Genomic DNA, 24,801 nt, shown 5'->3' with positions numbered 1-24,801 from the left:
GAAAGAAACCGCCATGTCTGAAGCTCCCGCCAAGCGCACCCGCAAGACCCCCGCCAAGGCCGCCGGCGCCACCGCCGCGCCGGTCGCCGCGCAGGGCGTCGCCACCGGCCGCATCGTCCAGATCATCGGCGCCGTGTGCGACGTCGAGTTCGAAGGCCACCTGCCGGCGATCATGAACGCGCTGGAGACCACCAACACCGACCAGCGTACCGGCGAGCCGTTCCGCCTGGTGCTCGAGGTGGCCCAGCACCTGGGCGAGAACACCGTGCGCACCATCGCCATGGACACCACCGAGGGCCTGACCCGCGGCCAGCCGGTGGTCGACACTGGCCGCCCGATCACGGTGCCTGTCGGCCCGGCCACGCTCGGCCGGATTATGAACGTCATCGGCGACCCGATCGACGAGGCCGGCCCGATTTCCACCGAGTTCACCTCGCCGATCCACCGCGAGGCCCCGTCCTTCGCCGAGCAGTCCACCTCGGCCGAAGTGCTGGTCACGGGCATCAAGGTCATCGACCTGCTCTGCCCCTACACGAAGGGCGGCAAGATCGGTCTGTTCGGCGGCGCCGGCGTCGGCAAGACCGTGACCATGCAGGAGCTGATCAACAACATCGCCAAGGCCTACGGGGGCTACTCCGTGCTGGCGGGCGTGGGCGAGCGGACCCGTGAAGGGAACGACCTCTACCACGAGATGATCGAGTCCAACGTGAACGTGGACCCTCGCAAGTCCGGCTCCACCGAGGGCTCCAAGTGCGCCCTGGTCTACGGCCAGATGAACGAGCCCCCGGGCGCCCGCGCCCGCGTCGCCCTGACCGGCCTCGCCCAGGCCGAGTACTTCCGCGACCAGGAGGGCAAGGACGTCCTGCTGTTCATCGACAACATCTTCCGCTTCACCCAGGCCGGCTCGGAAGTGTCGGCGCTGCTGGGCCGCATCCCCTCGGCGGTGGGCTATCAGCCGACGCTCGCCACCGAGATGGGCAACCTGCAGGAGCGCATCACCTCCACGGCCAAGGGCTCGATCACCTCGGTGCAGGCCATCTACGTGCCCGCCGACGACCTGACCGACCCGGCGCCGGCCACCTCCTTCGCCCACCTGGACGCCACCACGGTGCTGAGCCGCGACATCGCCGCCCAGGGCATCTTCCCGGCCGTGGACCCGCTCGACTCCACCTCGCGGATCATGGACCCGCTGGTGATCGGCGAGGAGCACTACACCGTCGCCCGCCGCGTGCAGGAAGTGCTGCAGCAGTACAAGGCGCTGAAGGACATCATCGCCATCCTCGGCATGGACGAGCTGTCCGAAGACGACAAGATGATCGTCGCCCGCGCCCGGAAGATCAGCCGCTTCCTGTCGCAGCCCTTCCACGTGGCCGAAGCCTTCACCAACCAGCCGGGCAAGTTCGTCGACCTGGCCGACACGATCCGCTCGTTCAAGGCGATCGTCGACGGCGAGTATGACCACCTGCCGGAGCCGGCCTTCTACATGGTCGGCGCCATCGAAGAAGCCGTGGCCAAGGCCGAGCAGCTGGCGTCGGAAGCCTAGGGACCGATGGCCGACAAGCTCCACTTCTCGCTGGTCTCCCCGGAACGCGAGCTCTTCTCCGGGCTCGTGGACCAGGTCGACGCGCCGGGCTCCGAAGGCGACTTCGGGGTCCTGGCCGGCCACGCGCCATTCATGACGGCGCTGAAGGAAGGCCAGGTGCGGGTGCACAACGACGGCCAGGTGCGGGTGTTCGACGTCCGCGGCGGTTTCGCAGATGTGACCCCCGAAGGCCTGACCGTGCTGGCCGAGCACGCCCAGGAAGCTGCATAGTACAGGCCTAATTTTCGGCGCCGTCAGGCCTTGCGCATGACGCCTGGCTCACGTTTCATGCAGCCGAAAAGTCAGGGGAAACCTTCAATGCGTACCGCTCTCGCCAGCCTGGTCCTCGCGGCCGGCCTCGCTACCGCCGCCCAGGCCCAGGATCAGGCGGCCCAGCCCGCCACGCCCGCCACCCAGGCTCCGCCTGCGGCGACCACCCCGGCCCCGCCCGCCGCGACGGCTACGCCGCCCGCCGCCGAGGCCGCCCCGCCGGCTCCGACCCTGCCGACGACCGGCACGGGAGCCGCCGTCCTGCAGATCCTGGAGCGCATCTGCGTTCCGGCGGTGCGCGGCCAGAGCCCCGACCAGACCGCGAAGGGCATGGGCTTCAAGCAGAACAAGCGCGACGGCACCTGGACCACCTCCTTGGGCACCGGGGACAAGAACCACGTGATCATCGTGCTGCCGCAGTACTCCCAGAAGGACGTCTGCCGCGCCGAGGTCCGCTACCCGATCGGCCAGGATGCGCCGATCGTCAGCGCGCTTAACGTCTGGTCCTTCCTGCACCAGCCCGAGCTGATCCTGCAGGCCAACTACGTCAACACCGACCCGGACGGCCTAAAGCGCGTCCGCAAGTCGTGGGAGCATCTGGAGGCGAACGCCTCGACCGCGGTGAACTTCACCGTCGAGCGCAAGGCCGACGACACCCCGGTGCACAAGGCCTACGACCGCGGCATCCTGTACTACCAGGAGCGCAAGTTCTAAGCCGACGCGGATCGGCGGATCGTTTCCAGCGCGCCGGGCAGCCCCCGGCGCGCTCTTCGTATGCGGGGGCCCCAGATGGCGTGGATCATCCTCTTCGTGGCCGGCCTGTTCGAGATCGGCTGGGCCATCGGCCTGAAGTACACCGAGGGCTTCACGCGCCTCGTGCCGACAGCGCTCACGGGCGTCAGCCTGGTCGCGAGCATGGGCCTGCTCGGCGTAGCGGTGCGCACGCTTCCGATCGGCACCGCCTACGCGGTGTGGACGGGCATCGGCGCGGCCGGCACGGTCATCCTCGGCATCGTGCTCTTCAAGGAGCCGGCGACGGTCGCGCGCCTGTTCTGCGTCGGCCTGATCCTGGCCGGCATCGTCGGCCTGAAGCTGGTCACCCGCGAAGGCGCCTAGGCGGCGGCGCGAGCCTCGTCCGCCAGCCAGCGGATCACGCGCTCGGCGACCACGTCCCAGCCGGGCTCGCCGATCAGCCAGTGGCTCATGCCGGGCAGCACCTCGCAGGTCGCGCCGACCCGCTCCGCCGTGGCGGCCACGGTCTGCGACGGGTGCACGGTGTCGGTCTCGCCACCCAGCGCCAGCACGGGCCCCGGCAGCGGCCCAGGCCCCACGCTGGTGGTCATGAACGGGTCCAGCCACCAGTTCAGCGTCTGGCGCAGCGCCAACGCGCTCTCAGCGCGCAGGCGCGCGACGATCGCCTCCCGCTCGGCCGGCGGCATGCGGTCGAGGCTGTAGCGGCGCATCACGTCCCGGTCCGGCTCGACCGCGCCGCTGAGCGAACTCAGCATCTGCACGCCGAACGCGGTGACCGCCTCCTCCAGGCTTGAGCCCGCCACGCCCCACGGCGGCGAGGGGGCGAGCAGCACGAGCGCCTTGAGCTTCGTACGCCGCGCCGCCAGCTGGCCCACCAGTCCGCCCAGGGAGTGGCCGACTAGCACCGGCGGCTCGCCGAAGCCCGCGCAGAGGTCGGCGATGTCGCGGGCATATTCGCTCATCGAGCAGCCGCTCACCGCAGACGATGGCTCGCCAAGCGCGTGGCCGCGCAGGTCCGGGGCGGCCACGGAGTAACCGCGCGCCTCGAATGGCTCGCGGAAGCGCTCGAAGGCCCAGCCGCCGCAGAAGGCGCCGTGCACCATCACGATGTGGGTCATGCGGGCCTTTATGCCCGCTTGGCGGCGAGGTGCGCAAACGCGCGCGCGACCTCTTGGTAGGCTCCGCGCTTGAACGGCACGATCAGGGCAGGCGCCTCGTCGAGGTAGCCCCATCGCCAAGCGTCGAACTCCGGCTCGTGGTGGGCAGCCAGGTCGAACTCGGCGTCGTCGCCTTCGAAGCGGAAGGCGAACCACACCTGCTTCTGGCCCTTCCAGTTGCGGCTTTGGTGAGGCGGCATGCCCGGCGGGAAGTCGTAGACGATCCAGCCGTCGGTGCGGCCCAGCAGCGTCGCAGTGCGGGCGCCGGTCTCTTCCTGAAGCTCGCGGCGGGCCGCCGCCTCCAGGTCCTCCCCTTCGTCCACGCCGCCCTGCGGGAACTGCCAGTTGTGGGGACCCGGCGTGCCGGCGCGCCGGCCGAACCAGACCCGCCCGTCGCGATGAAAGAGCACCACCCCCACGTTCGGCCGGTGATGGGGGAGGTCGTCGTCCGGGGTCACCGCTTGGCGGCCAGCGCCGAGGCGGGTGCGAGCTGGTAGCCCCGCTCCTCGACCGCCGCGGCCCAGCGGGCCACCTTCTCCAGGGTGACCGGATAGGCGAAGCCGGAGCCCAGCGCCTGGCCGCGTTGCAAGGCGCTCGCCTCCAAGGCCAGCAGCTGCTGGTCGATGGCGGCCTGCGATAGCTGGTCGTCGATCACCCGCTCGGCCGTTGCGCGGGGGATCTCCCCGCCGCGGCGCGCCGCCGAGCCGTCGTCAATGAAGCCGAGCCCCCGGCCCCGCGCCGCCGCCGCGAAGGCGCCGTAGGCCTTCTCGTCGGCCAGGAAGCGCGAGCCCAGGTAGTTGGTCAGGCCGAAGTAGCCGGTGGCCCGCGACAGAATCCACTCCAGCTTCTTCGAGGTCTCCGGCGCCTCGGCCTCCGCCATCAGGGTGTAGGGCCCCGGGTCGTTGTCCGGATAGTCGATCGGCTCCATCGGCGTCTCGAGCAGCACCTCGTGGCCGTGCGCGCGCGCCATGTCGATCCAGCCCTGCAGCCCCTCGGCATAGGGGACGAAGGACAGGGTGATCTCGGGCCGCAGCGTCTGGATCGCCTGCTGGGTGGCCCGGGCGTTGAGTCCCAGCCCGCCGATCACCAGCGCCACCTTCGGTCGGCCGTTCGATGCGAAAGGCCTCGCATAGGCCTCGAACGGGGTGCGTCCGTCCTGGGCGATGATCGGCAGCGGCCCCCCGGGCCCCGGTGCGAAGAAGCCGGCGATCGGCGCCGGCGGCAGCGGCCCACCGGCCATGACGGGCACCCGCCGGACCGCGGCGTTCCAGCCCTGGCTAGCCATCGGCGCCAGCGGGCGCTCGGAGAGCCGCACCACGTCCTCGGTGATGGTCAGGCCGTGCGGGGCGGTCAGCGCCTGGCGCCACCCCTGCGGCGCCTTCCTGAACACCGACGACAGCGAGGTCTTCACGACGGGCGCGCCGGCCCCGCCCACGGGTCCGATCATCGCCAGCATGGTCGCCATCGCGCCGGCCAGCAGCCCCGCCGCCGCTGTCGGCCCGACCCAAGGGGCAGACAGCGCCTCGCGCAGCTTCGCGCCGCTGAACGCCGGCGCCTGCAGACGGGGGATCGCAATCATCGCCAAGGTAGGGAAACTCCTCGTCCCAGCCTCCGGCGATATGGTTAATGAAGCGCTGAGACGCGCGCGCCGGACCGCGGCGAAGCCGCATTGTTCGTGGCCAAACAAAAAAGGCGGCCGTTGCCGGCCGCCCCTTCTGCGTTCTTGAGCCTCAGCCCTACTTCTGGACCGGCTTGGCCTCGGCCACGCGGGCCTTGGGCGCGACGATGCCGGCCATCTTGGGCGTGGGCTTCGGCAGCTTCGGCACGGCCGCGACCGAGCCGTACTTCAGCACCTCGGCGGCGCGGGCGAGCTGGAAGTCCTTCTTCTCGTCGAAGCTTTCCGGCGGCGCCTCTGCCGGCTCGTGGGCGCCGCGGCGCACCTTGCCCTCGTCGGCGTTCAGGGCGTTGCGGAACGTCGCTTCCGAGAACAGGAAGGCGCGGTTGGCGATGTTCTGGGCCTCCTCGCGGCTGGAGGCGACCTCGAGGTCCGGCTCGATGCCGGTCTTCTGGATCGAGCGGCCCGACGGTGTGAAGTAGCGCGCCGTCGTCAGCTTCAGCGCCCCGTCCATGCCGCCGCGCAGCGGGATCACGGTCTGCACCGAGCCCTTGCCGAAGGAGGTGAGGCCCACCAGCTCGGCGCGCTTCCTGTCCTGCAGGGCGCCGGCAACGATTTCAGCCGCTGACGCGGAACCTGAGTTGATCAGCACCACCATTGGCAGGCCGCCGGTGATGTCGCCCGGCCGGGCGTTGTAGCGCTCCACGTCGCGCGGATCGCGGCCGCGCTGGGACACGATCTCGCCGCCTTCCAGGAACAGGTCGGAGATCCCGACCGCCTGGTCGAGCAGGCCGCCCGGGTTGTTGCGCAGGTCGAGGATCAGCCCCTTCATCTTGGGGTTGGCCGCCTTCAGCTTTGCGAAGGCTTCCTGGGCCTCGTCGGTGGTCTTCTCGTTGAAGGCGGAGACGCGCAGCACGCCGTACTCGCCTTCCATCGACGCCTTGGCCGAGCGCGGCTTGATCACCTCGCGCAGCAGCTTCACGTCGAAGGGATCGCTTTTTTCGCGGGCGATGGTCAGCGTCACGGCCTCGCCGGGCCGGCCGCGCATCTGCTTGACGGCCTCGTTGACGGACAGGCCGAGCACGCTCTCGCCGTTCACCGCGGTGATGTAGTCGCCGGCCTTCAGCCCGGCCTTGGCGGCAGGGGTGTCGTCCATCGGCGTGATCACCTTCACCACGCCGTCCTCGTTGGTGACCTCGATGCCGAGCCCGCCGTACTCGCCGCGCGTCTGGTCACGCATGTCGTCGAAGCTCTCGGGGTCGAGGTAGCCGGAGTGCGGGTCCAGCGAGGTGAGCATCCCGTCGATGGCGGCCTGGATCAGCTTCTTGTCGTCCACTTCGGTGACGTACTGGCGCTCGACGGTGTCGAGCACGTCGCCGAACAGGCCCAGCATGCGATAGGTGGCCGCGCGCGGCTGTGCGCCTGCGATGGCCTGCTGGCTGAGGTAGGCCATGGAGCCTGCGCCGAGCACGAAGGCCGAGACGCCGATCAGGAGATACTTCTTCATCGCGCGCTACACGCTCCCTTTGCGGCTTTTCGGGCCGCTTTCAAAACTGGCCTTAGGGGCGCCTCCACGCGGACGCTCACCCTGTAGATCTGCCCAGCCAGCGCGCCGGGTCCACCGGCGAGCCTTGTTCCCGGACCTCCAGATAGAGCTCCGAGGTCGACTGTCGACCATCGGCCATCCATCCGACAGGCTGCCCCGGCGCGACGGATTGTCCGACGTTGACCGACGTTCGATCAAGACCAGCAAGCACAAGATGGTAGCCGCCCGCCAGTCTTAAAATCACAATCACGCCCCAGCCCTTCACCGGGCCCACGTACTGGACGAGGCCGGTTCCGGGGCTCGCCACCCGCGCCCCCTTCGGCGCAGCCAGCGTCAGTCCGTTGGACCGCCCGCCCCCGGCGAGCGGGTCGCCGAACCTGCGGATCACCGGTCCGGAGACCGGCATAGAGAGCTGCGATGGCGGGATGATGGCCGCATCGGACAGGTGTTGCGGCGCGGTGGGCCCGCGCAGCCCCAGGTCCGGCCCCGATGGCTCCGGGGCGGCGTCGGCGGCCAGGCTCTCGCGGGAGAACAGGGCCTCGCTCTGAATCGCCGCCAGCCGGCGCTGGCGCGCCATTTCGCCCGCTGCCGAGGCGTAGCCCTGGGCGCGGCGCTGCAGTTCCGGAGTCATCGCCTTGACGAGGATCGCGGCGCGCACCGCCTCCTTGGCGTCCTGAGGTGACACAAGCAGGGCGGGCGGCGGGTCGCGGCGGATCTGCTGCAGCACCGAAAGGAGACGGGCCAGCTCGCTCATGTTCTGGGCCTGCTCGGCGGAGAGCTCGGTCTCCTGCAGGTTCAGCCGCGCCAGCTTGTCCCCCGTCTGGGCCAGAGCCACCACGCCCATGCTCCCCAGGAGCAGGAGGGGGGCGAGCAAGGCCGCGGGGAGGGCGAGTGCGTGGCGCATCAGTCCCGATGATAGGGCGAGCCGCCGAGGATCGACACGGCCCGATACACCTGCTCCGCCAGCAAGACCCGCGCCAGGGCGTGCGGCCAGGTCTGCGGCCCGAACGCGAGCTTGCCCTGGGCGGCCGCCAGCAGGCCCGGATCGAGCCCGTCGGCCCCGCCGATCACGAAGGCGAGTTTGCGCACCCCTTGGTCCCTCAGGCGCTCCAGCTCTGCGGCAAACGCGCGGGAGGCGCGGGCGGTCCCATGTTCGTCGCACGCGATCACGTGAGCGCCCTCAAGGTGAGGCTTCAAGGCTTCGGCCTCCGCGGCCTTGCCGGGCTTGCGGCTCTCCACCTCGACGAGGTCGACGGGACCGAGGCTGAGCCCCCGGCCCGCGTTGGTGGCGCGCTCCACATAGGTCTTCACCAGATCCGTCTCCGGAGACTTGGCCAGCCGGCCGATGGCGACGATGACGATCCTCACGCCCTACGGATAGGGCGCGCGCCGCCACCTTCCAAGCTCGGCCGCGTTTAGTCGGCGGGACGACTCTTGGAGCTGCTCAGATGAAGACCCTTCTCGCCGCTGCCGCCACCCTGACCCTCGCCGGCGCGGCCGTCGCTCAGCCCTACAACGCGCCCCCGCCGGGCAGCTACCAGCGCCAGTGCACGGACATCCGCATGGAGGGGCAGTTCCTCCACGCCCGCTGTCGCGGCGCAGTGTCCTCAATCAATGTGCTGAGCTGCTCCACCGACATCGGTATCGGGCCGGACGGCGGCCTCGTCTGCGGCGGGCCGGGCTCGGCGGCTGCCCCACGCGGGCCGGCCTACAGTCCCGCGCCCGAGTACGGCCGCGCCCCGGCCTACGGGCAGGACCCGCGCTATCGCGACGGCCAGCGCTACGGCCAGCGCGGAGGCTACGGCCGCGACGCGGTGACGATCTTCTCCGGCCGCAACTCGCGGGGGCCATCCCTGCAGGTCGAGGGCGAGGTCCCGAACCTCGACCAGCTCGGCCTAAATGACCGGGTGCGCTCCATCCGCCTCGGCCGTCGCTCGGGCCCGTGGGAAATCTGCGAGCACGCCAACTTCCGCGGCCCCTGCCGGACCGTGACGGCGAGCATCTCCGACACCCGCCGCCTTGGGCTGGAGGGGATCTCCTCGCTGCGCCCGATCTACTGAACCGGCCTACTAAAGCAGCACGCGCTCAGCGATCTGCACCGCGTTGAGCGCGGCGCCCTTCAGGAGCTGGTCGCCCGCCAGCAGCATCGCGACCGAGCGGCAGGACGGGTCGCCCAGGTCGCGCCGGATGCGGCCGACCAGGACGTCGCCCTGGTGCTGCGCCTCCACGGGCATCGGGAAGTGGTTCGCCGCCCGGTCATCGACGAGGCGCACGCCGGCCGCCTCCGCCAGCGCCTCGCGCACGGCGGCGGGCGGCACGGGCGCGTCCAGCTCGGCGCTCACCGCCAGGGTGTGGGCGCGCAGCACCGGCACCCGCACGCAGGTGATGCCGATGGGCAGCAGGCCCGAGCCCAGGATCCGCCGGGTCTCGGCCATCACCTTCTGCTCCTCGCCGTTGTAGCCGGAGGCGAGGTCCACCGCGTCGTTGTGGCTGAAGACGTTGAAGGCGTAGGGATGCGGCAGGACCTTGGGCGTGAACGGCTTGCCGGCCAGGTAGGCCTCGGTGGAGGCCACCAGCTCGTCCATCGCCGGCTGTCCGGCCCCGGAGGCCGCCTGGTAGGTCGCCACCTGCAGCCGCCGCAGCCCGAACTTCCGCTGCAGCGGCGCGGCTGCCACGCAGAGGATGATGGCGGTGCAGTTCGGGTTGGCGATGATCCCGCGGTGATGCGAGAGCGTCTCGGCGTTCACCTCCGGCACCACCAGCGGACAGTCGAGGTCCATCCGGAAGGCCGACGAGTTGTCCACCACCAGGGCGCCGGCGGCCCGGGCGAGCGGAGCATACCGACGCGACGTCTCCGCGTCCGCCGCGAACAGCGCCAGCTCCACGCCGGCGAAGCTGTCCTCGCCCAAGGCTTCCACCGTCACCGCTTCGCCGCGAAAGGCGAGTGTCCTGCCGGCCGATCGTTCGGAAGCTAGCAGCCGCAGCTTCGAGACCGGCAGGTCGCGTGTCTGCAGGACGCGGATCAGCTCGCCGCCGACCGCGCCGGTGGCGCCGACGATGGCCACGGACAGGCTTCGCTGGCCGGGTCGGGCCGCGCGGTTGGGGGCTTCGAGAACAGGCATCTTCAAGACCTCTCTGGGTGAGGCCCGATGCGTGGAGGTGTCCGGATATCAAAGAGCCCCGCGCATCAGGCGGGGCTTCTTCGGGTTTGTGCGGCTCTAGACCGCGCACGCCCCCGCGACGCCCCGCACGTGGCGGGTCGTTTTGCGGGTAATGGTCATGGTGCGCGCGAACGGCATCGGTCCGCGTCTAGCGGCTCCGACCTTCGCTGTAAACGTCAGGCTTAGACGGCGGCGCGGTTCGCCGGGGGCTCGACCGACCAGATCTTCTCGATGTTGTAGAACGCGCGGACCTCGGGACGGAACAGGTGGACGATGACGTCCCCGGTGTCGATCAGCACCCAGTCGCAACTGGGCAGGCCCTCGATGCGGGCCTTGCCGTAGCCTTCCTCCTTCAGGGCGCGCAGCAGGTGGTCGGCCATGGCGCCCACGTGCCGGTGCGAGCGACCGGAGGCGATCACGAGTCCGTCGGCCACGGCGCTCTTGCCCTTGAGGTCGATGAAAACGACGTCCTGCGCCTTGTCGTCATCCAGGCGGGCCAGGATCAGATCTTCCAGAGCGGCGATACGGCCCTGGGCATCTTGGGAAGGCGCGCCCTTGGCGGCCTTCTGCGCACGTGGCGCGGTCTCACGGTTCAGCGGGATAGCTCCTTCGGTTTCCTCGCCTTTTGGACGCTAACACGAGATTTGGGTCCGGTCAGCGCCCGAATATCAAGACTTGGAGCGCCGTCTGCGTTCCCGCCACCCCTCAGGGACGAGAGGAGAGGAAATATTTTCAACGTGTTCGGGCGCGCTTGCGCCGCGCCCTCAGCGCGGTGGAGGACTGGAAGTTGAACCGCCCGCGCAGGTAGGCCCAGGCGGGCGGCCTGGCCTTGGGCAGGCCGGTGGCCTCGATGGCGCTCTTGCGGAAGCGGCGGAAGCGCAGGGCGGCCGGCGAGAACCGGCTCTTCAGCGAGATCCACGGGCGCGACACCACCGCCACCGGGATCTCCCGCATGATCTGGGTCCAGCCGCGCCAGCGGTGGAAGGTCGCCAGGCTGTCGGCGCCCATGATCCAGACGAACCGCACCTTCGGAAACCGCGCCTTCAGCGCCCGCACGGTGTCGATCGTGTACTGCGCTCCCAGCCGGGTCTCCGCATCGGAGACAATCATGCCCGGCCCGCGCGCAAAGCGGCGCGCGCCTTCCATCCGCTCGGCGAGGTCGGCCGTCTCGCTCGCCGGCTTGAGCGGGTTCTGCGGCGAGACCAGCCAGATCACCTTGTCCAGCTTCAGCCGCCGCCGGGCGGTTTCGGCCACGTGGGCGTGACCCTCGTGCGCGGGGTTGAACGAGCCGCCGAACAGCCCGACCCGCATGCCGGGCTCCAGATGGAATCCGAGCCTCAGGGCGCCGGGGCGGCCCCCCTCAGGGCCGCGTCTGGCCGGTCCCGCGAACCACATACTTGAAGGTCGTGAGCTGCTCCGCGCCGACGGGGCCGCGGGCGTGCAGCCGGTCCGTGGCGATGCCGATCTCCGCGCCGAAGCCGAACTCGCCGCCGTCGGCGTACTGGGTCGAGGCGTTGATCAGCACGATCGCCGAGTCCACGAGGACGGCGAACCGCTCGGCCGCCTGGGCGTCCTCGGCGACGATGGCGTCGGTGTGCGCCGAGCCGTAGCGGGCGATATGCTCGGCGGCGCCGTCGACGCCGTCGACCACCGCCACGCTCATGATCGGCGCCAGGTACTCGGTCGACCAGTCGGCTTCGGTGGCTTCAGCCATCGGGAAGATCGCTCGGGCCGCGCCGTCGCCGCGCAGCTCGCAGCCGGCGACTGCGAGCGCCTTCGCCACCGGCGGCAGCAGCGCCTCGGCTGCCGCGCGGTCCACCAGCAGCGTCTCCGCCGCCCCGCAGACCGACACCCGGCGCATCTTTGCGTTGACCGCCACCGCCACGGCCTTCGCGACGTCGGCGCTCTCGTGCAGGAAGACGTGGTTGATCCCCTCCAGGTGGCCGAGGACGGCGACGCGCGCCTCCTGCTGCACGCGCGCCACCAGGCTCTTGCCGCCGCGCGGGATGATCAGGTCGATGGCGCCGTCGAGGCCGCCGAGCATCATGCCCACGGCAGCCCGGTCCGACGTGCGCACAACCTGCACGCACGCCTCGGGAAGGCCCGCGGCCTTCAACCCCTTCGCCACTGCCGCGTGGATCGCCAGGTTGGTCGCCAGGCACTCCGAGCCGCCGCGCAGGATCGCCGCATTGCCCGCCCGCACGCACAGCGCCGCGGCGTCGGCGGTCACGTTCGGCCGGCTCTCGTAGATGATGCCGATCACCCCGATCGGGGTGCGCACGCGGGCGATGTCCAGCCCGTTCGGCCGCGTCCAGCGCTCGGTCTCCGCCCCCACCGGATCGGGAATGGCCGCCACCGTCTCCAGCGCCTGGGCCACCCCCTCCAGCCTGCCCTCGTCCAGCAGCAGCCGGTCGACCATGTGGCTCGCCAAGCCCGAGGCCGCCGCAATGTCCTTGGCGTTAGCCGCCAGGATCGCCGCCGCCTCCTCGCGCACCGCCGCCGCCATCGCCGCGATCGCTGCTGTCCGCTGCTCCGGCGACGCCAGGCGCAGCGCCGCCGCGCCCTCGCGGGCCGCACGGCCCATGGCGGCCATCTCCGCCTGCAGTGTCACGCCCGCGTCGTCCATGACCCCATATGCTCAGCTTGAGCCCAAGGCGGCAACGGCGAGGTCGTCGGCGTGCACCACGGGGCCCGAGGTGTAGCCCAGAACCCCTTCGATGGCCTCGCTCTTCAGGCCGCAGATGCGCACCGCGTCCGCCGCCTCGTAGCGCGACAGTCCGCGCGCGATCTCGGCGCCGGCCTCGTCGCGGATCACCACCGCGTCGCCCTTGTCGAAGCGCCCCTCGACCCGGCGCACGCCGGCCGCCAGCAGGCTCTTGCCGCGCAGTACCGCCGCCGCCGCGCCCTCGTCCACCACCAGCACGCCGGCCGGCGACAGCGAGCCGCCGATCCAGGCCTTGTAGGCGGCCTTGGGCGTGGTCGAGGCCTCGACCACGGTCGCCTTCTCGCCGTGCTCCACCGCCCACAGGGGCGAGGGCCGATGTCCCATGGTGATCACCGTCACGCAGCCGGCGGCAGACGCGATCCGCGCCGCCTGCAGCTTGGTCGCCATGCCGCCGGTGCCCACGCCGGCCTGGGCGTTCGCTCCCCCCGCCATGGCCTCGATCTCCGGCGTCAGGCGCGCGATGCGCCCCACGTGCTCGGCGTTCGGGTCGCGCCGGGGGTCGGCAGTGTAGAGCCCGTCCACGTCGGACAGCAGCACCAGCACGTCGGCGCCGACCATCTGCGCGACGCGCGCCGACAGCCGGTCGTTGTCGCCGACGCGGATCTCCTCGGTGACGACGGTGTCGTTCTCGTTGACCACCGGGATCACGCCCAGCGCGAGCAGGGTCTCCATGGTCGCGCGCGCGTTCAGCCAGCGGCGGCGGACCTCGGTGTCGTCGCGGGTCAGCAGGATCTGGGCGCACGTCATGGCGTGCGGCTCCAGCGCCTCCTCCCAGGCCCGCATCAGGGCCGACTGCCCGGCCGCCGCGGCCGCCTGCTTCTCCGGCAGGGTCAGGGGGCGCTTGGGCAGGGCGAGGCGCCGGCGCCCCAGGGCCACCGCGCCGGACGAGACGATCACCACCTGCTGCCCGCGCGCCACCAGCCGCTTCAGGTCGCCGGCGAAGGCCGCCAGCCAGTGGCGGTCGGCGCCGTCCTGGCCGGCCACCAGGGCCGACCCCACCTTCACCACGATCCGCTTCGCCCCCGCCAGGTCCATCAGGGGCTCCAGCCCTCGTCGGTCCGAGGCTCGGCCTCTTCCTCGGCCGCCTCGCCCCGGCGCACGCGCACCAGCCGCCAGGCCTGGCGCAGCAGCTCGGTCACGCCTTCGCCGGAGACGCCGGAGCAGATCCGCACCTCTTCGCCGGAGGCCTCCGCCAGCTCGGCCCGCTTGGCCTCCCGGGTCTCCTCGTCGAGCGCGTCGACCTTGTTCAGCGCCAGCAGCTCCGGCTTGTCGGCCAGCTCCTCGCCATAGGCCTCCAGCTCCGTCCGGACCGTCCGCCAGGCGCCCGCCACGTCCTCCTGGGTCCCGTCCACCAGGTGCACCAGCACCGCGGTGCGCTCCACGTGGCCCAGGAACCGCGTGCCAATCCCCGCGCCCTCGCTGGCGCCCTCGATCAGGCCGGGGATGTCGGCCAGCACGAACCGCTCGCCCTCCGACAGGTCCACCACGCCCAGGTTGGGCGTCAGCGTCGTGAAGGGATAGTCGGCGATCTTCGGCTTGGCCGCGCTCGACGCCGCCAGGAAGGTCGACTTGCCGGCGTTGGGCAGCCCCACCAGGCCCACATCCGCAATGAGTTTCAGGCGCAGCCAGATCCAGCGCTCCTCGCCCTCCTGGCCGGGGTTGGCGTGCATCGGCGCCTGGTTCACCGGGCCCTTGAAGTAGGCGTTGCCGAACCCGCCGTTGCCGCCCTTCAGGAGCCGCACCCGCATGCCGGCCTTGTCGAGGTCGTGGAGCAGGGTCTCCTTGTCCTCGTCCAGCACCTGCGTGCCCACCGGCACCCGCAGCACCGCGTCGGCGCCGTTCGCGCCATGCCGGTTGCGGCCCATGCCGTGGCCGCCGGTCTCGGCCTTGAAGTGCTGGGAATAGCGGTAGTCGATCAGGGTGTTCAGGCCCTCGACCGCCTCGATCCAGACGTCGCCGCCCTTGCCGCCGTCGCCGCCGTCCGGGCCGCCGTACTCGATGTACTTCTCGCGCCGGAACGACACGGCCCCGCCCCCGCCGTTGCCGGAGCGGCAGTAGATCTTCACCTGGTCGAGGAACTTCATGCCGCTCTCTTACGCGCCAGGGCGACTTCCGCCAGCAGCACCACGCCCGCCGCCAGCACCGACTTCACCAGCGCCCCCATCAGGAACGGCGACACCCCGTCCTTCCACGCGGCCGCAGCGCCGACCTGTCCGGCCAGCCAGGCCCAGCCGAACGCCAGCACGATCAGGTGGCAGACCAGGAACACCGCCGTGAGCCGCACCGCCGGCAGCCGCTCGGCCAGCCCGCCGGCCAGCGGCCCGGCCACAAGCATGCCGATCAGGTAGCCGCCGGTCGGCCCGGCGAACGCCTCCAGGCCGGAGGCGCCGCCCGCCAGCACCGGCAAGCCCAGCGCCGCCTGCGCCAGCCACACCAGCACCACCTCGAAGGTCATCCGCATCCCGGCCAGCCCGGCGATGGCGAACAGCGCCAGCGTCTGCAGCGTCATCGGCACCGGGAACATCGGGACCTCGGCCCAGGACCCCGCCGCCATGACCCAGCTCAACGCCAGGACGGCGAGCGCGCGCAGCACCAGGGGCCGGCCGGCCAGCAGGCGCGGGATGGGAGCGCGGGCGATGGGGAGCACGTCGGTCATGTCAGCAGGGGCGATAGCACTTACCTCCCCCATCGCGGAAGCGAAGGGGGAGGCAGGGGCCTCAAGCCAGCCACACCATCCGGCGCGCCGGCACGTCCATGCCGCGGGCGAGGCAGGGCCTGAGCTCCACGTCGCCCGTGTAGAGGAAGCCCGCCTTGCACAGCACCTGGCCGGACGCAGCGTTGTCGGTGAAGTGGGCGGCCTCGACCACGTTCTTGCGCCAGTCGCGCCTGGTCCACTTCAGGACCCCGCGCACCGCCTCGGTCATGTAGCCGCGGTTCCAGTACGGCCGCCCGATCCAGAACCCGAGCTCGGGCCGCGCCGCATCGGTCCCGGCCTTGAAGCCGATCATCCCGACGAGCCCGAAGTTGCGGTGCTCGATCGCGAACTCCGGCTCCCGGTCCCAGTCGCGGGCGTGCACGCTCTCGAGGAAGGCCTCGGCGTGCTCCATCCGGTACGGGTGGGGCATCCGGCCGAGCATGCCGGCCACGTTGAAGTCGCCGGCCAGCCGGTAGATCGCCTCCGCGTCGGTCCGCACCGGCCCGCGCAGCACCAGCCGCTCCGTACTGATGACGGGGGTCACTTCGATTGCGCACATCTCTTCACCCTCCCGGGCCCTCTTTGCCGTGGGGCCCAAAACGAAAGCGGGGAGCCCGGCTGACCGGACTCCCCGCTTAGGTTCGTCTTCCGGTCCGCCTGTTGAAGGAACTGGCGGACCCGAAACTGGAGGGTGCGCCTTACTCGGCTGCCATCACCTCGGCCGGGACCACCGTCACGTAGGTTCGGTCGTCGCGCTTGGTGATGAATTTCACCGCGCCGGTGGCCTTGGCGAAAAGGGTGTGGTCCTTGCCAATGCCTACGTTGGCGCCCGGCCAGAACTTGGTGCCGCGCTGACGCACGAGGATGTTGCCGGCGAGCACCTGCTCACCGCCGAACTTCTTCACGCCGAGACGCTGACCGGCGGAGTCGCGACCGTTGCGCGAGGAGCCGCCTGATTTCTTGTGAGCCATACTGCTCTCCTACTCTCTAAAGGGGCTGCAGGGCTTACTCGCCCGCGCCCTCGTCCTTCTTGGTCTTCTTGGCGGCAGGCTTCTTGGCCGGAGCGGCCTCGTCGCCGGCGGCTTCGGCCTTGGGGGCCTTGGCCTTCTTCGCCGGAGCAGCTTCGCCCGCGTCGGCCTCGGCGGCCGGCGCAGCGGCGGCCTTCTTGGCCGGCTTCGCCTTGGCTTCGGTCTCCACCGGAGCGTTCACCTCGGCCGACGCCATGGCTTCCACCACGGCCGGATCGGCGAGCACTTCTTCAGCCTTCGCGGCCTTCGGAGCCGCGGCCTTCTTCGGCGCGGCGGCCTTGGCGGCCGGAGCCGGCGCCGCGGCGGCGGCTTCCGCCGCGGCCGGGGCCGTGTAGGTCAGGCCACGCGAGCGGGCGTTCAGCTCGGCCTTGGTGGTCAGGCTGACTTCGCCGTCCCACTTGGCGGCTTCCTTGCCGCCCTCGCCGGCGATGGCGGTGACGCGCAGGACGCTTTCGAACTGGCGGTGGCCGCGGGTGCGGCGATAGCCCTGGCGGCGGATCTTCTTGAAGATCTTCACCTTCTCGCCCTTGCGGGTCTCGATCAGGGTGGCCGACACGCTGGCGCCGGCCACGGTCGGGCCGCCCAGGGTCACGGCGTCGCCGTCGCCCAGCATCAGGACCTCGCCGAAGGCCACCTTGTCGCCCGGCTGGCCGTCGAGCTTCTCGACCACCAGCAGGTCGCCGGCCTGGACCCGGTACTGCTTGCCGCCGGTCTTGATCACCGCGTACATCTTCGCGCGCCTTCGAAAACTAGAGTGTGTGCAAAACGGAATGCGCCCGCGAGAGGCCCGCGGGCGAGAGGGCTGGCGTTATACAGCCGAGAGGCGGAGAGTCAACGCCGAGGGGGGGCGAACCAACTGCCCTACAAATAGGCGAGTCAGCATGCTTGCGTCAGACGTTTCCAAGCTTACACCGTCATCGAGCCAAGCTCGATGGACTGTGGTGCCGCGGGGGACTCGCGGTTGCGCAAAGATTTCGCGGAACGGGTGACGCTTGTGGCCAGATCTCCCTATCGAATTCAACGTGCTAGGGACGCCTGTAAGCTTCCAAAGCGATAACCCTAAATCCAAAGCGGAGTGGAAGGCGAAAGTCCTCGAGGCTGCATTGGCGGCAATTCAGCCAGGTAGCTGGTGCTTTATGGAAGAACGTTTAGCGGTGACGCTCTACTATTTCCCCCAGGACGCTATGCCGGGCGACGTCGATAACATCGTGAAGCTCACCGTCGATGCTTTGATTCCAAACGTTTACACTGATGACTGCTTGATTGACAGAGTCCTAGTGCAACGCTTCGACCCTGCATCGCCTTTCAGTTTCAGAGACCCAAGCCGGAAGCTCGTTGAAGCCATGGCCACCGATGCACCGGTGCTTCATGTTCGCATCTACGAAGCGCCGCTCGAGGATCTAGTTCAATGATCAGCGCTGAAGAATCTGAAAGGGCCGCGCTTGATCAATATGAGCCGCGCTGGGAAGCGGAGGGCTACCGCGTAATTCGCCACCCAGGTGCGGATGTGATTCCCGAGTTCCTAGGTCGGTTTCAACCTGACGCGATAGCTGTGGGACGAGAGCCAAAACTTCTCATCGAGGTGATCCGGAAGGGAGCGCCACACGCCGAAGAGAAGGTCCGCCGGCTTAAGGCGCTGATTGGCGATCGAACGGATTGGCAACTAGAGGTATTGTATTCTGGAGAGGAAGAGCGCGGTGTTGCGCCCGCCGACGCTGACGACATCAGCCGTTTGCTCGTTACCGTGCGGCACTTGGCAGTCAACGAGCCGCGGGCGGCTCTCTTAATGGCCTGGGCCGGGTTAGAAGCTCTCGCCCGCCGCCTTGAGCCGCAGCGCGCGGTTCGCCCCCAAACACCCGGACGAGTGGTCGAGTTGCTGGCAGGCGCGGGCTATATTGCCCCGTCAGAAGCTCATTTATTGCGCGCTGCCGCCGACGTCCGAAATAAGCTAATCCACGGTGATCTTTCGGTTCATCCGACCCCCGCTGACATAGAAGAGGTCGAAAAAATTGCTGGCGCTCTTCTCACGCAAATTAAGGGCCGCTAGCTCACTTCTAGACGCCCGCCGGATGAGGAAGTCTCAGAAGTGTACGCTTTCGGGCTGCTGCTGAGGCAATCCTGAAATGGCTACCAAGAGCCCGGTGGCAATCCATCAGCGCGCGCGCCGGTTACGCAGCCGTGCGCTCCTCGACGCTCGCGCGCTATCAGACCTAGGCATGGCCGAGGCGTTTGCCAAAAAGTGCGGTCGAGCTCTGGAGCGACGATCTTCCGCCCACCGTGGTGACCAGTCTCTACCAGTCCGCGGTTGTGTCTTACGCTAGGCCGTTCGTACATTCCCGTGCCGCTTCCCAGCCAACTTATCCTACGAGGGAGCTTAGACGGTCGCCGGGGTTCGACCTGCAGCTTCATGATCACCTGCTGGCGCTTCGACATCGGTTCTTTGCGCATTCAGATCGCGAAGCTTATCAGCCGCAATTCGGAATCCAGTCGGCGGCATTCGAAACCGAAACTGACGAGAGAGCTACCGCAGTGGTGGGGGTGATGGCGTGTGCGTTTGGTTGGGATGGTGTCGAGGACCAAAGCTACGTTTCGCGCCTGCTCGCCCACATCAAGGCCGCCGTTACCGCGATACAGGCGGGACTAGATCAACGATTGCGCGAAATATTGCTTCTCCTCGGGCAAGATTCGAATGCTTGGCTGGCGGCGTCGAGACGAGGTTGGCCACGACTGAGGTTGCAGGTGATGGAGGCGGTGGGGCGGAATTGCCGATTCGAGCGGTGCTGGACTCAGCCTTTCGCGCTCCTGACTTGGAAATCGCTGGTCCGCAATACCGCTATCACATGATCACACGTACCGTTGCAGCACCCCGTGTGCTGGTAAAATTTCCGTCAGGTACTGCGGCCTTCACCACAGGTTTTCATGACGCTAAAACAGGTAAAACGACTTTTGAATACTCTAACGCTTCGGTCGTTCCCCGCAATGGATAGCTGCTCGACGTGGCGGTCAGGAGATGTGCCTGAGGTCTGCCAAGCCAATTATGAAGTTCGGCTCCGAACCCACCCAAGCATTGATCTCACGGCAGGCGCGCATCACCGTGAGATGAATCGCCGAATGCGTCCCAAGGAGAGGCTTTACCGGCCCGCCCTCCCCCGCGCCCCTTCAAGCAGCCGCCGTCTCTTCCGCTCCGCCAGCAGGAGGTCGACGCCGTAGCGTTTCGGCATGAGGCGGAAGTCGAGCTTGCCGTCGATCCGGAAGCGGGTCGGCGGGACGGACCAGTCGAAGAGGTCGGGCAGCAGGACCTCGCCGCGGCTGTCCAGCGCGCGCTCGCGGGCGACGGCGAGGTCCCACTGGAAGTCCTCGTCCAATTCGAGCAGGCGCCGCAGGGTCCACATGGCGGGCATGTGGTCTTCCTGCATGATCCGGCGCAGCGGCTCGCCGGCGCTAAGCCGGGCGCAGACCTCGGCCTTCAGGGCTTCGTGGTCGTAGGGGCTTTTCTCGAAATAGCGCCCGCTGCGCGCGGCGTTGACGGCGGCGCGGACCGCGCGGCTGAACTCCGGGACTTCGCGGCGCCAGCGCTTCAGCGTGAAGCGGCCCGGCAGGGCAGGGTCGCGCCAGAGGTCGCGCAGGAGCTCGCCGCCGTAGATGCGGAAGACGATGTGGGCGGCGAGCTTCGGGTCGAAGGGGCGGGGCGGTCGGGCGCGGGGCATGGGACCAGCGTCTCACGCAGGCCGAAGAACCGACGAAGAAAAGGTGGGTCGAATTGGGCGCGACGGCCGCGCCCCCGCCCGCTCCCCTCTTTTGACACAACCTTTTCCGTCCGCGGCGCGTTGAAGCTGCGCCGTGATGCTTCCGATGCGGCCCCTGTCCCGCTGAACGAAGAAGGAAAATGGCCATGAGACATCCCATGCTGGCGCTGCTGGCCGCCACCGCCCTTACCCTGGCCGCGCCTGCGGTCGCCTCTGCCCAGTCCATCGGCGAGCGCCAGGTCAGCCTCGACCAGCGCATCGACGCCGGCATCCGCTCCGGCCAGCTGACGTCCACCGAGGCGGCGCAACTGCGCGCCGAGTTCAACGACCTCCTCCGCCTGGAGTCGCGCTACCGCCGTGACGGCCTCTCCGCCGCCGAGCGGGACGACCTCGACCGCCGCTTCGACATGCTGTCCCAGCGCATCCGGGTGGAGCGCCGCGACGGCCAGGATCGCGGCGACCGCTACGACCGCGACCGCGGCGACGGCGAGCGCGTGGGCGGCAACATCAACCAGCGGGAACGCGACATCGAAGCCCGCATCGAGGCCGGTGTCCGCAATCGCACCCTGACCCGGTACGAGGCCGCCGAGCTGCGGAACGAGTTGGACGCCCTGGAGCGCATCGAGGCCGACTACCGCGCCAGCGGCCGGGGCCTGAGCCCCGTCGAGCGCGAGTACCTGGACCGGCGGCTCGACCTGCTCGAGCGCCGACTGCGGGTGGAGCGGCAGGACGACGACCGCCGCTGGAGCCGGCTCGACGCCCGCCAAGCGGCCTTCGACCAGCAGCTGGACCAGGCGGTCCGCGACCGCCGGCTGAGCCCGAGCGCAGCGGCCAACCTGCGCGCCGAGTTCCGCGCCACGGCCCGGCTGGAGCGGCAGTACCGCGCCAACGGGATCACGCCGGCCGAGCGTGCTGAGCTCAACCGCCGCCTCGACCGGATGGAGGCGAACCTGCGGGCCACGACCGCGCCGACGCCCAACCTGTTCGACCTGCTGTTCGGGATCGTCGGCGGCCAGCAGCCGCGCTAGCGGCAGCGACGGCGGGCGGGAGGTCTCTTCGCGCCCGCCGCCTGCCGTTCGGCCCAGGTTCGCTCCCGAACCTGTTCAGCCATTGATCTCATGGCAGCCAGTCTGCCTGCCGGCCTGAGCAACTCAAGGATCGCGCGCATGCGCGACCGCGCCGCGGCGGGCCTGCGGCCCGTCCTTGACTTGCTCGGGCCGGCAGGCTCGCATCCACCGTGAGATGAATGCCGGAATGCGCCCTGAAGGGCGCTTGGCGGGAGGGGCCGTGTTCGTCACGGAGGAGGATCGCGCCCGCGCCGACTGGCCGCTAATGCGCGACGGCGGCGTGGCGCTCTACTGGCGGCCGGCGATCTTCGACGCCGCCAAGGCCGAGCTCGCGGCCCTGGGCTACAAGCTGGTGGAGGTCTCCTGCCGCTCGATGTCTAAGCTGTGCGAGGACTTCAGCGCCGGGGTCGGCTGGCGGGACGTCTTCGGCGCCTGGGCCTCATGGGAGGGCAATCTCAATCAGCTCGACGACCTGCTCTACAGCTGGCCCGACGACTGGCCCGGGGACCGGGCGATCTGCCTCTCGGCCTTCCACACGATCGTCGAACTGGAGCCGGATTGGTCGCGTGGCTTCGTGGGCGCGCTCGCCCGCGGCTCGTGGTCCCAGGCGATCCAGGGGCAACGGCTGATCACCCTCATCCACACCGACGACGCGGACTTTGCGTGGGACGGGCTCGGCGGCGTGAGCACCTCGTGGAACTGGCGGGAATGGTTCACCGCCAATCGTTTGCCCGGCTCGGAGCCCAAGGGCGCCGGATAGGCTGGGGCGCCGGCCTACAGGACGTCCCCCGCCTCTTCGCGCCGAACCTCCCGCGGGTCCTTGTCGTCGCGCAGGCCCAGGAACGTCGCCTGCCGCAGCTTGCCCGAGCCCGTCCACTCGGCGAACTCGACGTTCGCCACCAGCTCGGGCCGGGCCCAGCGGGTCTCGGCGGTGCGGGCGGGCTTGTCGCCGGCGGTGAAGGGGGAGCGGTCGGCCTCCACGGCCTCCAGCCGCTGCACCAGGCCCGGGTGGCCGGCGAAGCCCGCCTTCACCGTGCCGACGTAGCGGAAGTCGTCGCCGTCGTAGACGCCGACCATCAGGGCCTTGAAGGCGCGGCCCTTCTCCTGCCGCCAGCCGCCGATCACCACCTCCTGGCCTGGGCGGCACTTGGCCTTCACCCAGGCGTCGGTGCGGCCGGGCTGGTAGCGGGCGTCGCGGCGTTTCGAGACGATGCCCTCCAGCCCGAGCCGGCAGGCGGCGGCCAGCAGCGCGGGCCCGTTCTGCGGCAGGGCCTCGACCAGCCGGATCCTGGGCCCCGGCGCGGCCTCCAGCAGGCGGGCCAGGGCCGCCTTGCGGTCCTTGAGCGCGAAGGTGCGCAGGTCGTCCTGGCCGCGCCACAGAAGGTCGAAGGCGAAGTAGACCAGCCCCGCGGTCTGGCCGCGGCCGATGGCGGCGCGCAGGCCGGAGAAGGTGGGCTTGCCATTGGCGTCCAGGAAGCACAGCTCGCCGTCGAGGATGCAGTCCGGCAGCTCCGCGGCGTCCTCGGCGAGCTCGGGCAGCTTCGTCGTCCAGTCGTGGCCGCGGCGGGTGAACACCGTGGCCCGCCCGCGCGCCACCCGCACCTGGATGCGGTAGCCGTCGAGCTTCAGCTCGTGCAGCCAGGCCGCGCCGGCCGGCGGCTCGGCGACCAGCTTCGGGTGCTGGAACTCCACGAAGCCGGGCACGGGCTGGGCCACATACTGGCGCTTCGAAGGCGGCAGGCGAGGGGCGGGCATCGAGCCCTGGAGTCGGCTGGCGGGCCGGCGGTTCCGGAACGGCCGCAAGTCCGCGTCTCCAGGTAGAAAACCCGGGTCCGCTACACGCGGAAGGCATCATTTCGGCCCCGTCCGGAACCGGCCGCCGCGGCCTGGACTCACCAATCCGACCGCTCAAAAGGAGGCCGTCTTGGACATCCACCGGGAGCACGAGCAGAAGCTCGCCGCCGCCCTGCGCAACCTCGTCGAGCAGATCGACATCAACGACTACCGCGACAGCATGGGCCACGACGCCAAGAAGAACCGCGCCTTCCGGCAGGCCCAGGCCATCGTGGAGGAGTTCTGCCTTACCCACGAGGACCTGTGCGCGGCCATGCACGAGCACGGCTACGACGTCGACCGCCTGACCCGCCACTTCGCCGCGGCGCACTGACCGCGCGCGCCGAAATCGCGATGAGCGATTTCGGCTGACTGTTGGTGATGGGCTTCGCGGCCGGACCGTTTTGAAATCAGAAGATTTCGAAAAGTCCTGCGGCGCCCATGCCGCCGCCGACGCACATGGTGACGACGCCGTACTTCGCGCCGCGGCGCTTGCCCTCGTAGAGCAGGTGGGCGGTGCAGCGGGCGCCGGTCATCCCGTAGGGGTGGCCGATGGAGATCGAGCCGCCGGAGACGTTCAGCTTCTCGTTGGGGATGCCGAGCTTGTCGCGGCAGTAGAGCACCTGGCTCGCGAAGGCCTCGTTGAGCTCCCAGATGTCGATGTCGTCGATGGTCAGGCCGTTGCGCTCGAGCAGCTTCGGGATCGCGAAGACCGGGCCGATGCCCATCTCCTCCGGCCCGCAGCCGGCGACCGCCATGCCGCGGTAGGCGCCGAGCGCTTCGAGGCCGCGCTTCTCGGCTTCCTTGCGCTCCATGAGCAGGACCGCGGCGGCGCCGTCGGAGAGCTGGCTGGCGTTGCCGGCGGTGATGAACTTGCCCTCGGGGACGTAGCGGCCGCCCTTGAAGACCGGGTTCAGCTTCTTGAGGTCTTCCAGGGTGGTCTGCGGCCGGTTGCCCTCGTCGGCGGAGATGGTGATCTCCTTGTCGGCCGTCTCGCCCGTCTCCTTGTTGACCAGAACCTTCATGACCGTGGTGACGGAGACGATCTCGTTGTTGAACCGGCCTTCCGACTGCGCCTGGGCGGTGCGCTGCTGGGACTGCAGGGCGTACTCGTCCTGCGCCTCGCGGGAGACGCCGTAGCGCTCGGCGACGATCTCGGCGGTCTCGATCATCGAGGTGGCGAGCTCGGGCACGTGGTCGCGCAGCCACGGGTCGCCGGCCATGAAGCGGTTCATCTTGTCGTTCTGCACGAGGCTGATGGACTCGATGCCGGCGCCGATGGCGATCGGGGCTCCGTCGTTGATGATGTACTTGGCGGCGGTGGCCACGCCCATCAGGCCCGAGGAGCATTGGCGGTCGATGGTCATGCCCGAGACGGTGTTGGGCAGGCCGGCGCGCAGGGCGGCCTGGCGGGCGATGTTGTTGCCCGTGGTGCCCTGCTGCAGGGCCGAGCCCATGGCCACGTCGTCGATCTCGCCGGGATCGACGCCGGCCTGGTCGACGACGGCCTTGATGGCCTGGGCGCCGAGGGTCGCGCCATAGGTGTTGTTGAACGCGCCGCGGTAGGCCTTGCCGATGGGGGTCCGCTTGGCGGCGACGATGACGGCTTCACGCATGAGGGTG

Annotated in this window: 29 protein-coding genes and 1 pseudogene; 11 read left to right on the top strand and 19 right to left on the bottom strand. The window is 69.8% G+C overall.

Translation table 11 applies throughout. The features are described from left to right. Nucleotides 1-13: 13 nt before the first annotated feature. The 4 genes from atpD (at nt 14) to sugE (ending at nt 2,968) form a co-directional block, all read left to right on the top strand. Nucleotides 14-1,543, top strand: coding sequence for a F0F1 ATP synthase subunit beta (gene atpD, locus VIL76_RS12430; RefSeq protein ID WP_414695431.1), 1,530 nt, complete (start codon nt 14-16; stop codon nt 1,541-1,543). 6 nt (nt 1,544-1,549) lie between these two features. Then, nucleotides 1,550-1,813, top strand: coding sequence for an ATP synthase F1 subunit epsilon (locus VIL76_RS12425; protein ID WP_332045348.1), 264 nt, complete (start codon nt 1,550-1,552; stop codon nt 1,811-1,813). A gap of 87 nt (nt 1,814-1,900) precedes the next feature. Then, the gene (locus VIL76_RS12420; protein WP_332045347.1) at nt 1,901-2,566 is read left to right on the top strand and encodes a hypothetical protein; all 666 of its coding nucleotides are present in this window, start codon (nt 1,901-1,903) and stop codon (nt 2,564-2,566) included. A 75-nt stretch (nt 2,567-2,641) separates the two neighbouring features. After that, a complete protein-coding gene (sugE, locus tag VIL76_RS12415; RefSeq protein ID WP_332045346.1) occupies nt 2,642-2,968 on the top strand; it encodes a quaternary ammonium compound efflux SMR transporter SugE in 327 nt (108 codons plus the stop codon). On the opposite strand, the gene VIL76_RS12410 is transcribed toward sugE, so the two are convergent. The 6 genes from VIL76_RS12410 to rlmH all read right to left on the bottom strand — a co-directional run bounded on the left by VIL76_RS12410 (nt 2,965) and on the right by rlmH (nt 8,291). Beyond that, nucleotides 2,965-3,723 carry an alpha/beta hydrolase gene (locus VIL76_RS12410; RefSeq protein WP_332045345.1) on the bottom strand — a complete coding sequence of 253 codons (759 nt, stop codon included), beginning with the start codon at nt 3,721-3,723 and terminating at the stop codon, nt 2,965-2,967. The two genes, sugE and VIL76_RS12410, sit on opposite strands and share 4 nt — an antisense overlap. Nucleotides 3,724-3,731: 8 nt before the next feature. Continuing rightward, a complete protein-coding gene (locus VIL76_RS12405; protein WP_332045344.1) occupies nt 3,732-4,220 on the bottom strand; it encodes an RNA pyrophosphohydrolase in 489 nt (162 codons plus the stop codon). Then, the gene (locus tag VIL76_RS12400) at nt 4,217-5,341 is read right to left on the bottom strand and encodes a divergent polysaccharide deacetylase family protein (RefSeq protein ID WP_332046495.1); all 1,125 of its coding nucleotides are present in this window, start codon (nt 5,339-5,341) and stop codon (nt 4,217-4,219) included. Before VIL76_RS12400 ends, VIL76_RS12405 begins: the two co-directional genes overlap by 4 nt. A gap of 157 nt (nt 5,342-5,498) precedes the next feature. Then, the gene (locus tag VIL76_RS12395; protein WP_332045343.1) at nt 5,499-6,884 is read right to left on the bottom strand and encodes a S41 family peptidase; all 1,386 of its coding nucleotides are present in this window, start codon (nt 6,882-6,884) and stop codon (nt 5,499-5,501) included. 76 nt (nt 6,885-6,960) lie between these two features. Continuing rightward, nucleotides 6,961-7,827 carry a murein hydrolase activator EnvC family protein gene (locus VIL76_RS12390; RefSeq protein WP_332045342.1) on the bottom strand — a complete coding sequence of 289 codons (867 nt, stop codon included), beginning with the start codon at nt 7,825-7,827 and terminating at the stop codon, nt 6,961-6,963. Beyond that, nucleotides 7,827-8,291: a 23S rRNA (pseudouridine(1915)-N(3))-methyltransferase RlmH gene (gene rlmH, locus VIL76_RS12385; RefSeq protein WP_332045341.1), complete on the bottom strand. Its 465-nt coding sequence runs from the start codon at nt 8,289-8,291 to the stop codon at nt 7,827-7,829. Before rlmH ends, VIL76_RS12390 begins: the two co-directional genes overlap by 1 nt. A gap of 80 nt (nt 8,292-8,371) precedes the next feature. Between rlmH and VIL76_RS12380 the strand changes: the two genes are divergently transcribed. Further along, nucleotides 8,372-8,983, top strand: coding sequence for a beta/gamma crystallin-related protein (locus tag VIL76_RS12380; RefSeq protein ID WP_332045340.1), 612 nt, complete (start codon nt 8,372-8,374; stop codon nt 8,981-8,983). Nucleotides 8,984-8,992: 9 nt separating this feature from the next. Here the strand turns inward: VIL76_RS12380 and VIL76_RS12375 are convergent, their stop codons facing one another. The 10 genes and pseudogenes from VIL76_RS12375 to rplU form a co-directional block, all read right to left on the bottom strand. Next, nucleotides 8,993-10,045, bottom strand: a complete 1,053-nt coding sequence (locus VIL76_RS12375; RefSeq protein ID WP_332045339.1) for an aspartate-semialdehyde dehydrogenase — start codon at nt 10,043-10,045, stop codon at nt 8,993-8,995. Between the two features lie 221 nt (nt 10,046-10,266). Further along, on the bottom strand, nt 10,267-10,686 hold the full coding sequence (gene rsfS, locus VIL76_RS12370) for a ribosome silencing factor (RefSeq protein WP_332046494.1): 420 nt from the start codon (nt 10,684-10,686) through the stop codon (nt 10,267-10,269). 130 nt (nt 10,687-10,816) lie between these two features. Continuing rightward, nucleotides 10,817-11,479: a nicotinate-nucleotide adenylyltransferase gene (locus VIL76_RS12365; protein ID WP_332045338.1), complete on the bottom strand. Its 663-nt coding sequence runs from the start codon at nt 11,477-11,479 to the stop codon at nt 10,817-10,819. Then, entirely contained in the window at nt 11,445-12,710 is a 1,266-nt protein-coding gene (locus tag VIL76_RS12360) for a glutamate-5-semialdehyde dehydrogenase (RefSeq protein WP_332045337.1), read from the bottom strand. The genes VIL76_RS12365 and VIL76_RS12360 overlap by 35 nt, the downstream gene beginning before the upstream one ends. 12 nt (nt 12,711-12,722) lie before the next feature. Further along, nucleotides 12,723-13,844, bottom strand: a complete 1,122-nt coding sequence (gene proB, locus VIL76_RS12355) for a glutamate 5-kinase (RefSeq protein WP_332045336.1) — start codon at nt 13,842-13,844, stop codon at nt 12,723-12,725. Further along, nucleotides 13,844-14,893, bottom strand: coding sequence for a GTPase ObgE (gene obgE, locus VIL76_RS12350; protein WP_332045335.1), 1,050 nt, complete (start codon nt 14,891-14,893; stop codon nt 13,844-13,846). Before obgE ends, proB begins: the two co-directional genes overlap by 1 nt. Continuing rightward, the gene (locus tag VIL76_RS12345; RefSeq protein ID WP_332045334.1) at nt 14,890-15,465 is read right to left on the bottom strand and encodes a biotin transporter BioY; all 576 of its coding nucleotides are present in this window, start codon (nt 15,463-15,465) and stop codon (nt 14,890-14,892) included. The genes obgE and VIL76_RS12345 overlap by 4 nt, the downstream gene beginning before the upstream one ends. A gap of 61 nt (nt 15,466-15,526) precedes the next feature. Next, nucleotides 15,527-16,048 carry a GNAT family N-acetyltransferase gene (locus VIL76_RS12340; protein ID WP_332045333.1) on the bottom strand — a complete coding sequence of 174 codons (522 nt, stop codon included), beginning with the start codon at nt 16,046-16,048 and terminating at the stop codon, nt 15,527-15,529. A gap of 154 nt (nt 16,049-16,202) precedes the next feature. Next, nucleotides 16,203-16,475 carry a 50S ribosomal protein L27 gene (rpmA, locus tag VIL76_RS12335; RefSeq protein ID WP_332045332.1) on the bottom strand — a complete coding sequence of 91 codons (273 nt, stop codon included), beginning with the start codon at nt 16,473-16,475 and terminating at the stop codon, nt 16,203-16,205. A 274-nt stretch (nt 16,476-16,749) separates the two neighbouring features. Next, nucleotides 16,750-17,262: pseudogene (gene rplU, locus VIL76_RS12330) on the bottom strand (50S ribosomal protein L21); the annotation flags it as partial. A gap of 262 nt (nt 17,263-17,524) precedes the next feature. Between rplU and VIL76_RS12325 the strand changes: the two are divergent. From VIL76_RS12325 to VIL76_RS12315, 3 genes are all read left to right on the top strand, one after another. Then, the gene (locus VIL76_RS12325; protein ID WP_332045331.1) at nt 17,525-17,944 is read left to right on the top strand and encodes a RusA family crossover junction endodeoxyribonuclease; all 420 of its coding nucleotides are present in this window, start codon (nt 17,525-17,527) and stop codon (nt 17,942-17,944) included. Continuing rightward, a complete protein-coding gene (locus VIL76_RS12320; protein WP_332045330.1) occupies nt 17,941-18,579 on the top strand; it encodes a hypothetical protein in 639 nt (212 codons plus the stop codon). The genes VIL76_RS12325 and VIL76_RS12320 overlap by 4 nt, the downstream gene beginning before the upstream one ends. Before the next feature lie 670 nt (nt 18,580-19,249). Next, on the top strand, nt 19,250-19,519 hold the full coding sequence (locus VIL76_RS12315; RefSeq protein WP_332045329.1) for a hypothetical protein: 270 nt from the start codon (nt 19,250-19,252) through the stop codon (nt 19,517-19,519). A 144-nt stretch (nt 19,520-19,663) separates the two neighbouring features. On the opposite strand, the gene VIL76_RS12310 is transcribed toward VIL76_RS12315, so the two are convergent. Then, on the bottom strand, nt 19,664-20,239 hold the full coding sequence (locus VIL76_RS12310; protein ID WP_332045328.1) for a hypothetical protein: 576 nt from the start codon (nt 20,237-20,239) through the stop codon (nt 19,664-19,666). Between the two features lie 185 nt (nt 20,240-20,424). Here VIL76_RS12310 and VIL76_RS12305 point away from each other — a divergent pair, with 185 nt between their 5' ends. After that, nucleotides 20,425-21,306 (top strand): hypothetical protein, encoded by an 882-nt coding sequence (locus tag VIL76_RS12305; protein ID WP_332045327.1) that lies wholly within the window; start codon nt 20,425-20,427, stop codon nt 21,304-21,306. A 259-nt stretch (nt 21,307-21,565) separates the two neighbouring features. After that, complete coding sequence (locus VIL76_RS12300; protein ID WP_332045326.1) at nt 21,566-22,105, top strand: hypothetical protein; 540 nt, start codon at nt 21,566-21,568, stop codon at nt 22,103-22,105. A gap of 14 nt (nt 22,106-22,119) precedes the next feature. On the opposite strand, the gene ligD is transcribed toward VIL76_RS12300, so the two are convergent. After that, nucleotides 22,120-23,100 (bottom strand): non-homologous end-joining DNA ligase, encoded by a 981-nt coding sequence (gene ligD / locus VIL76_RS12295; RefSeq protein WP_332045325.1) that lies wholly within the window; start codon nt 23,098-23,100, stop codon nt 22,120-22,122. A gap of 169 nt (nt 23,101-23,269) precedes the next feature. Here ligD and VIL76_RS12290 point away from each other — a divergent pair, with 169 nt between their 5' ends. After that, nucleotides 23,270-23,512, top strand: a complete 243-nt coding sequence (locus VIL76_RS12290; RefSeq protein ID WP_332045324.1) for a hypothetical protein — start codon at nt 23,270-23,272, stop codon at nt 23,510-23,512. A gap of 76 nt (nt 23,513-23,588) precedes the next feature. Here the strand turns inward: VIL76_RS12290 and VIL76_RS12285 are convergent, their stop codons facing one another. Next, the gene (locus VIL76_RS12285) at nt 23,589-24,794 is read right to left on the bottom strand and encodes an acetyl-CoA C-acyltransferase (RefSeq protein ID WP_332045323.1); all 1,206 of its coding nucleotides are present in this window, start codon (nt 24,792-24,794) and stop codon (nt 23,589-23,591) included. Nucleotides 24,795-24,801 lie beyond the last annotated feature (7 nt).

The organism is Phenylobacterium sp. (assembly GCF_036563285.1).
Taxonomy (GTDB): domain Bacteria; phylum Pseudomonadota; class Alphaproteobacteria; order Caulobacterales; family Caulobacteraceae; genus Phenylobacterium.
The sequence above is the reverse complement of the archived record's forward strand: the minus strand, read 5'-3'. Positions and strand labels throughout refer to the sequence as shown.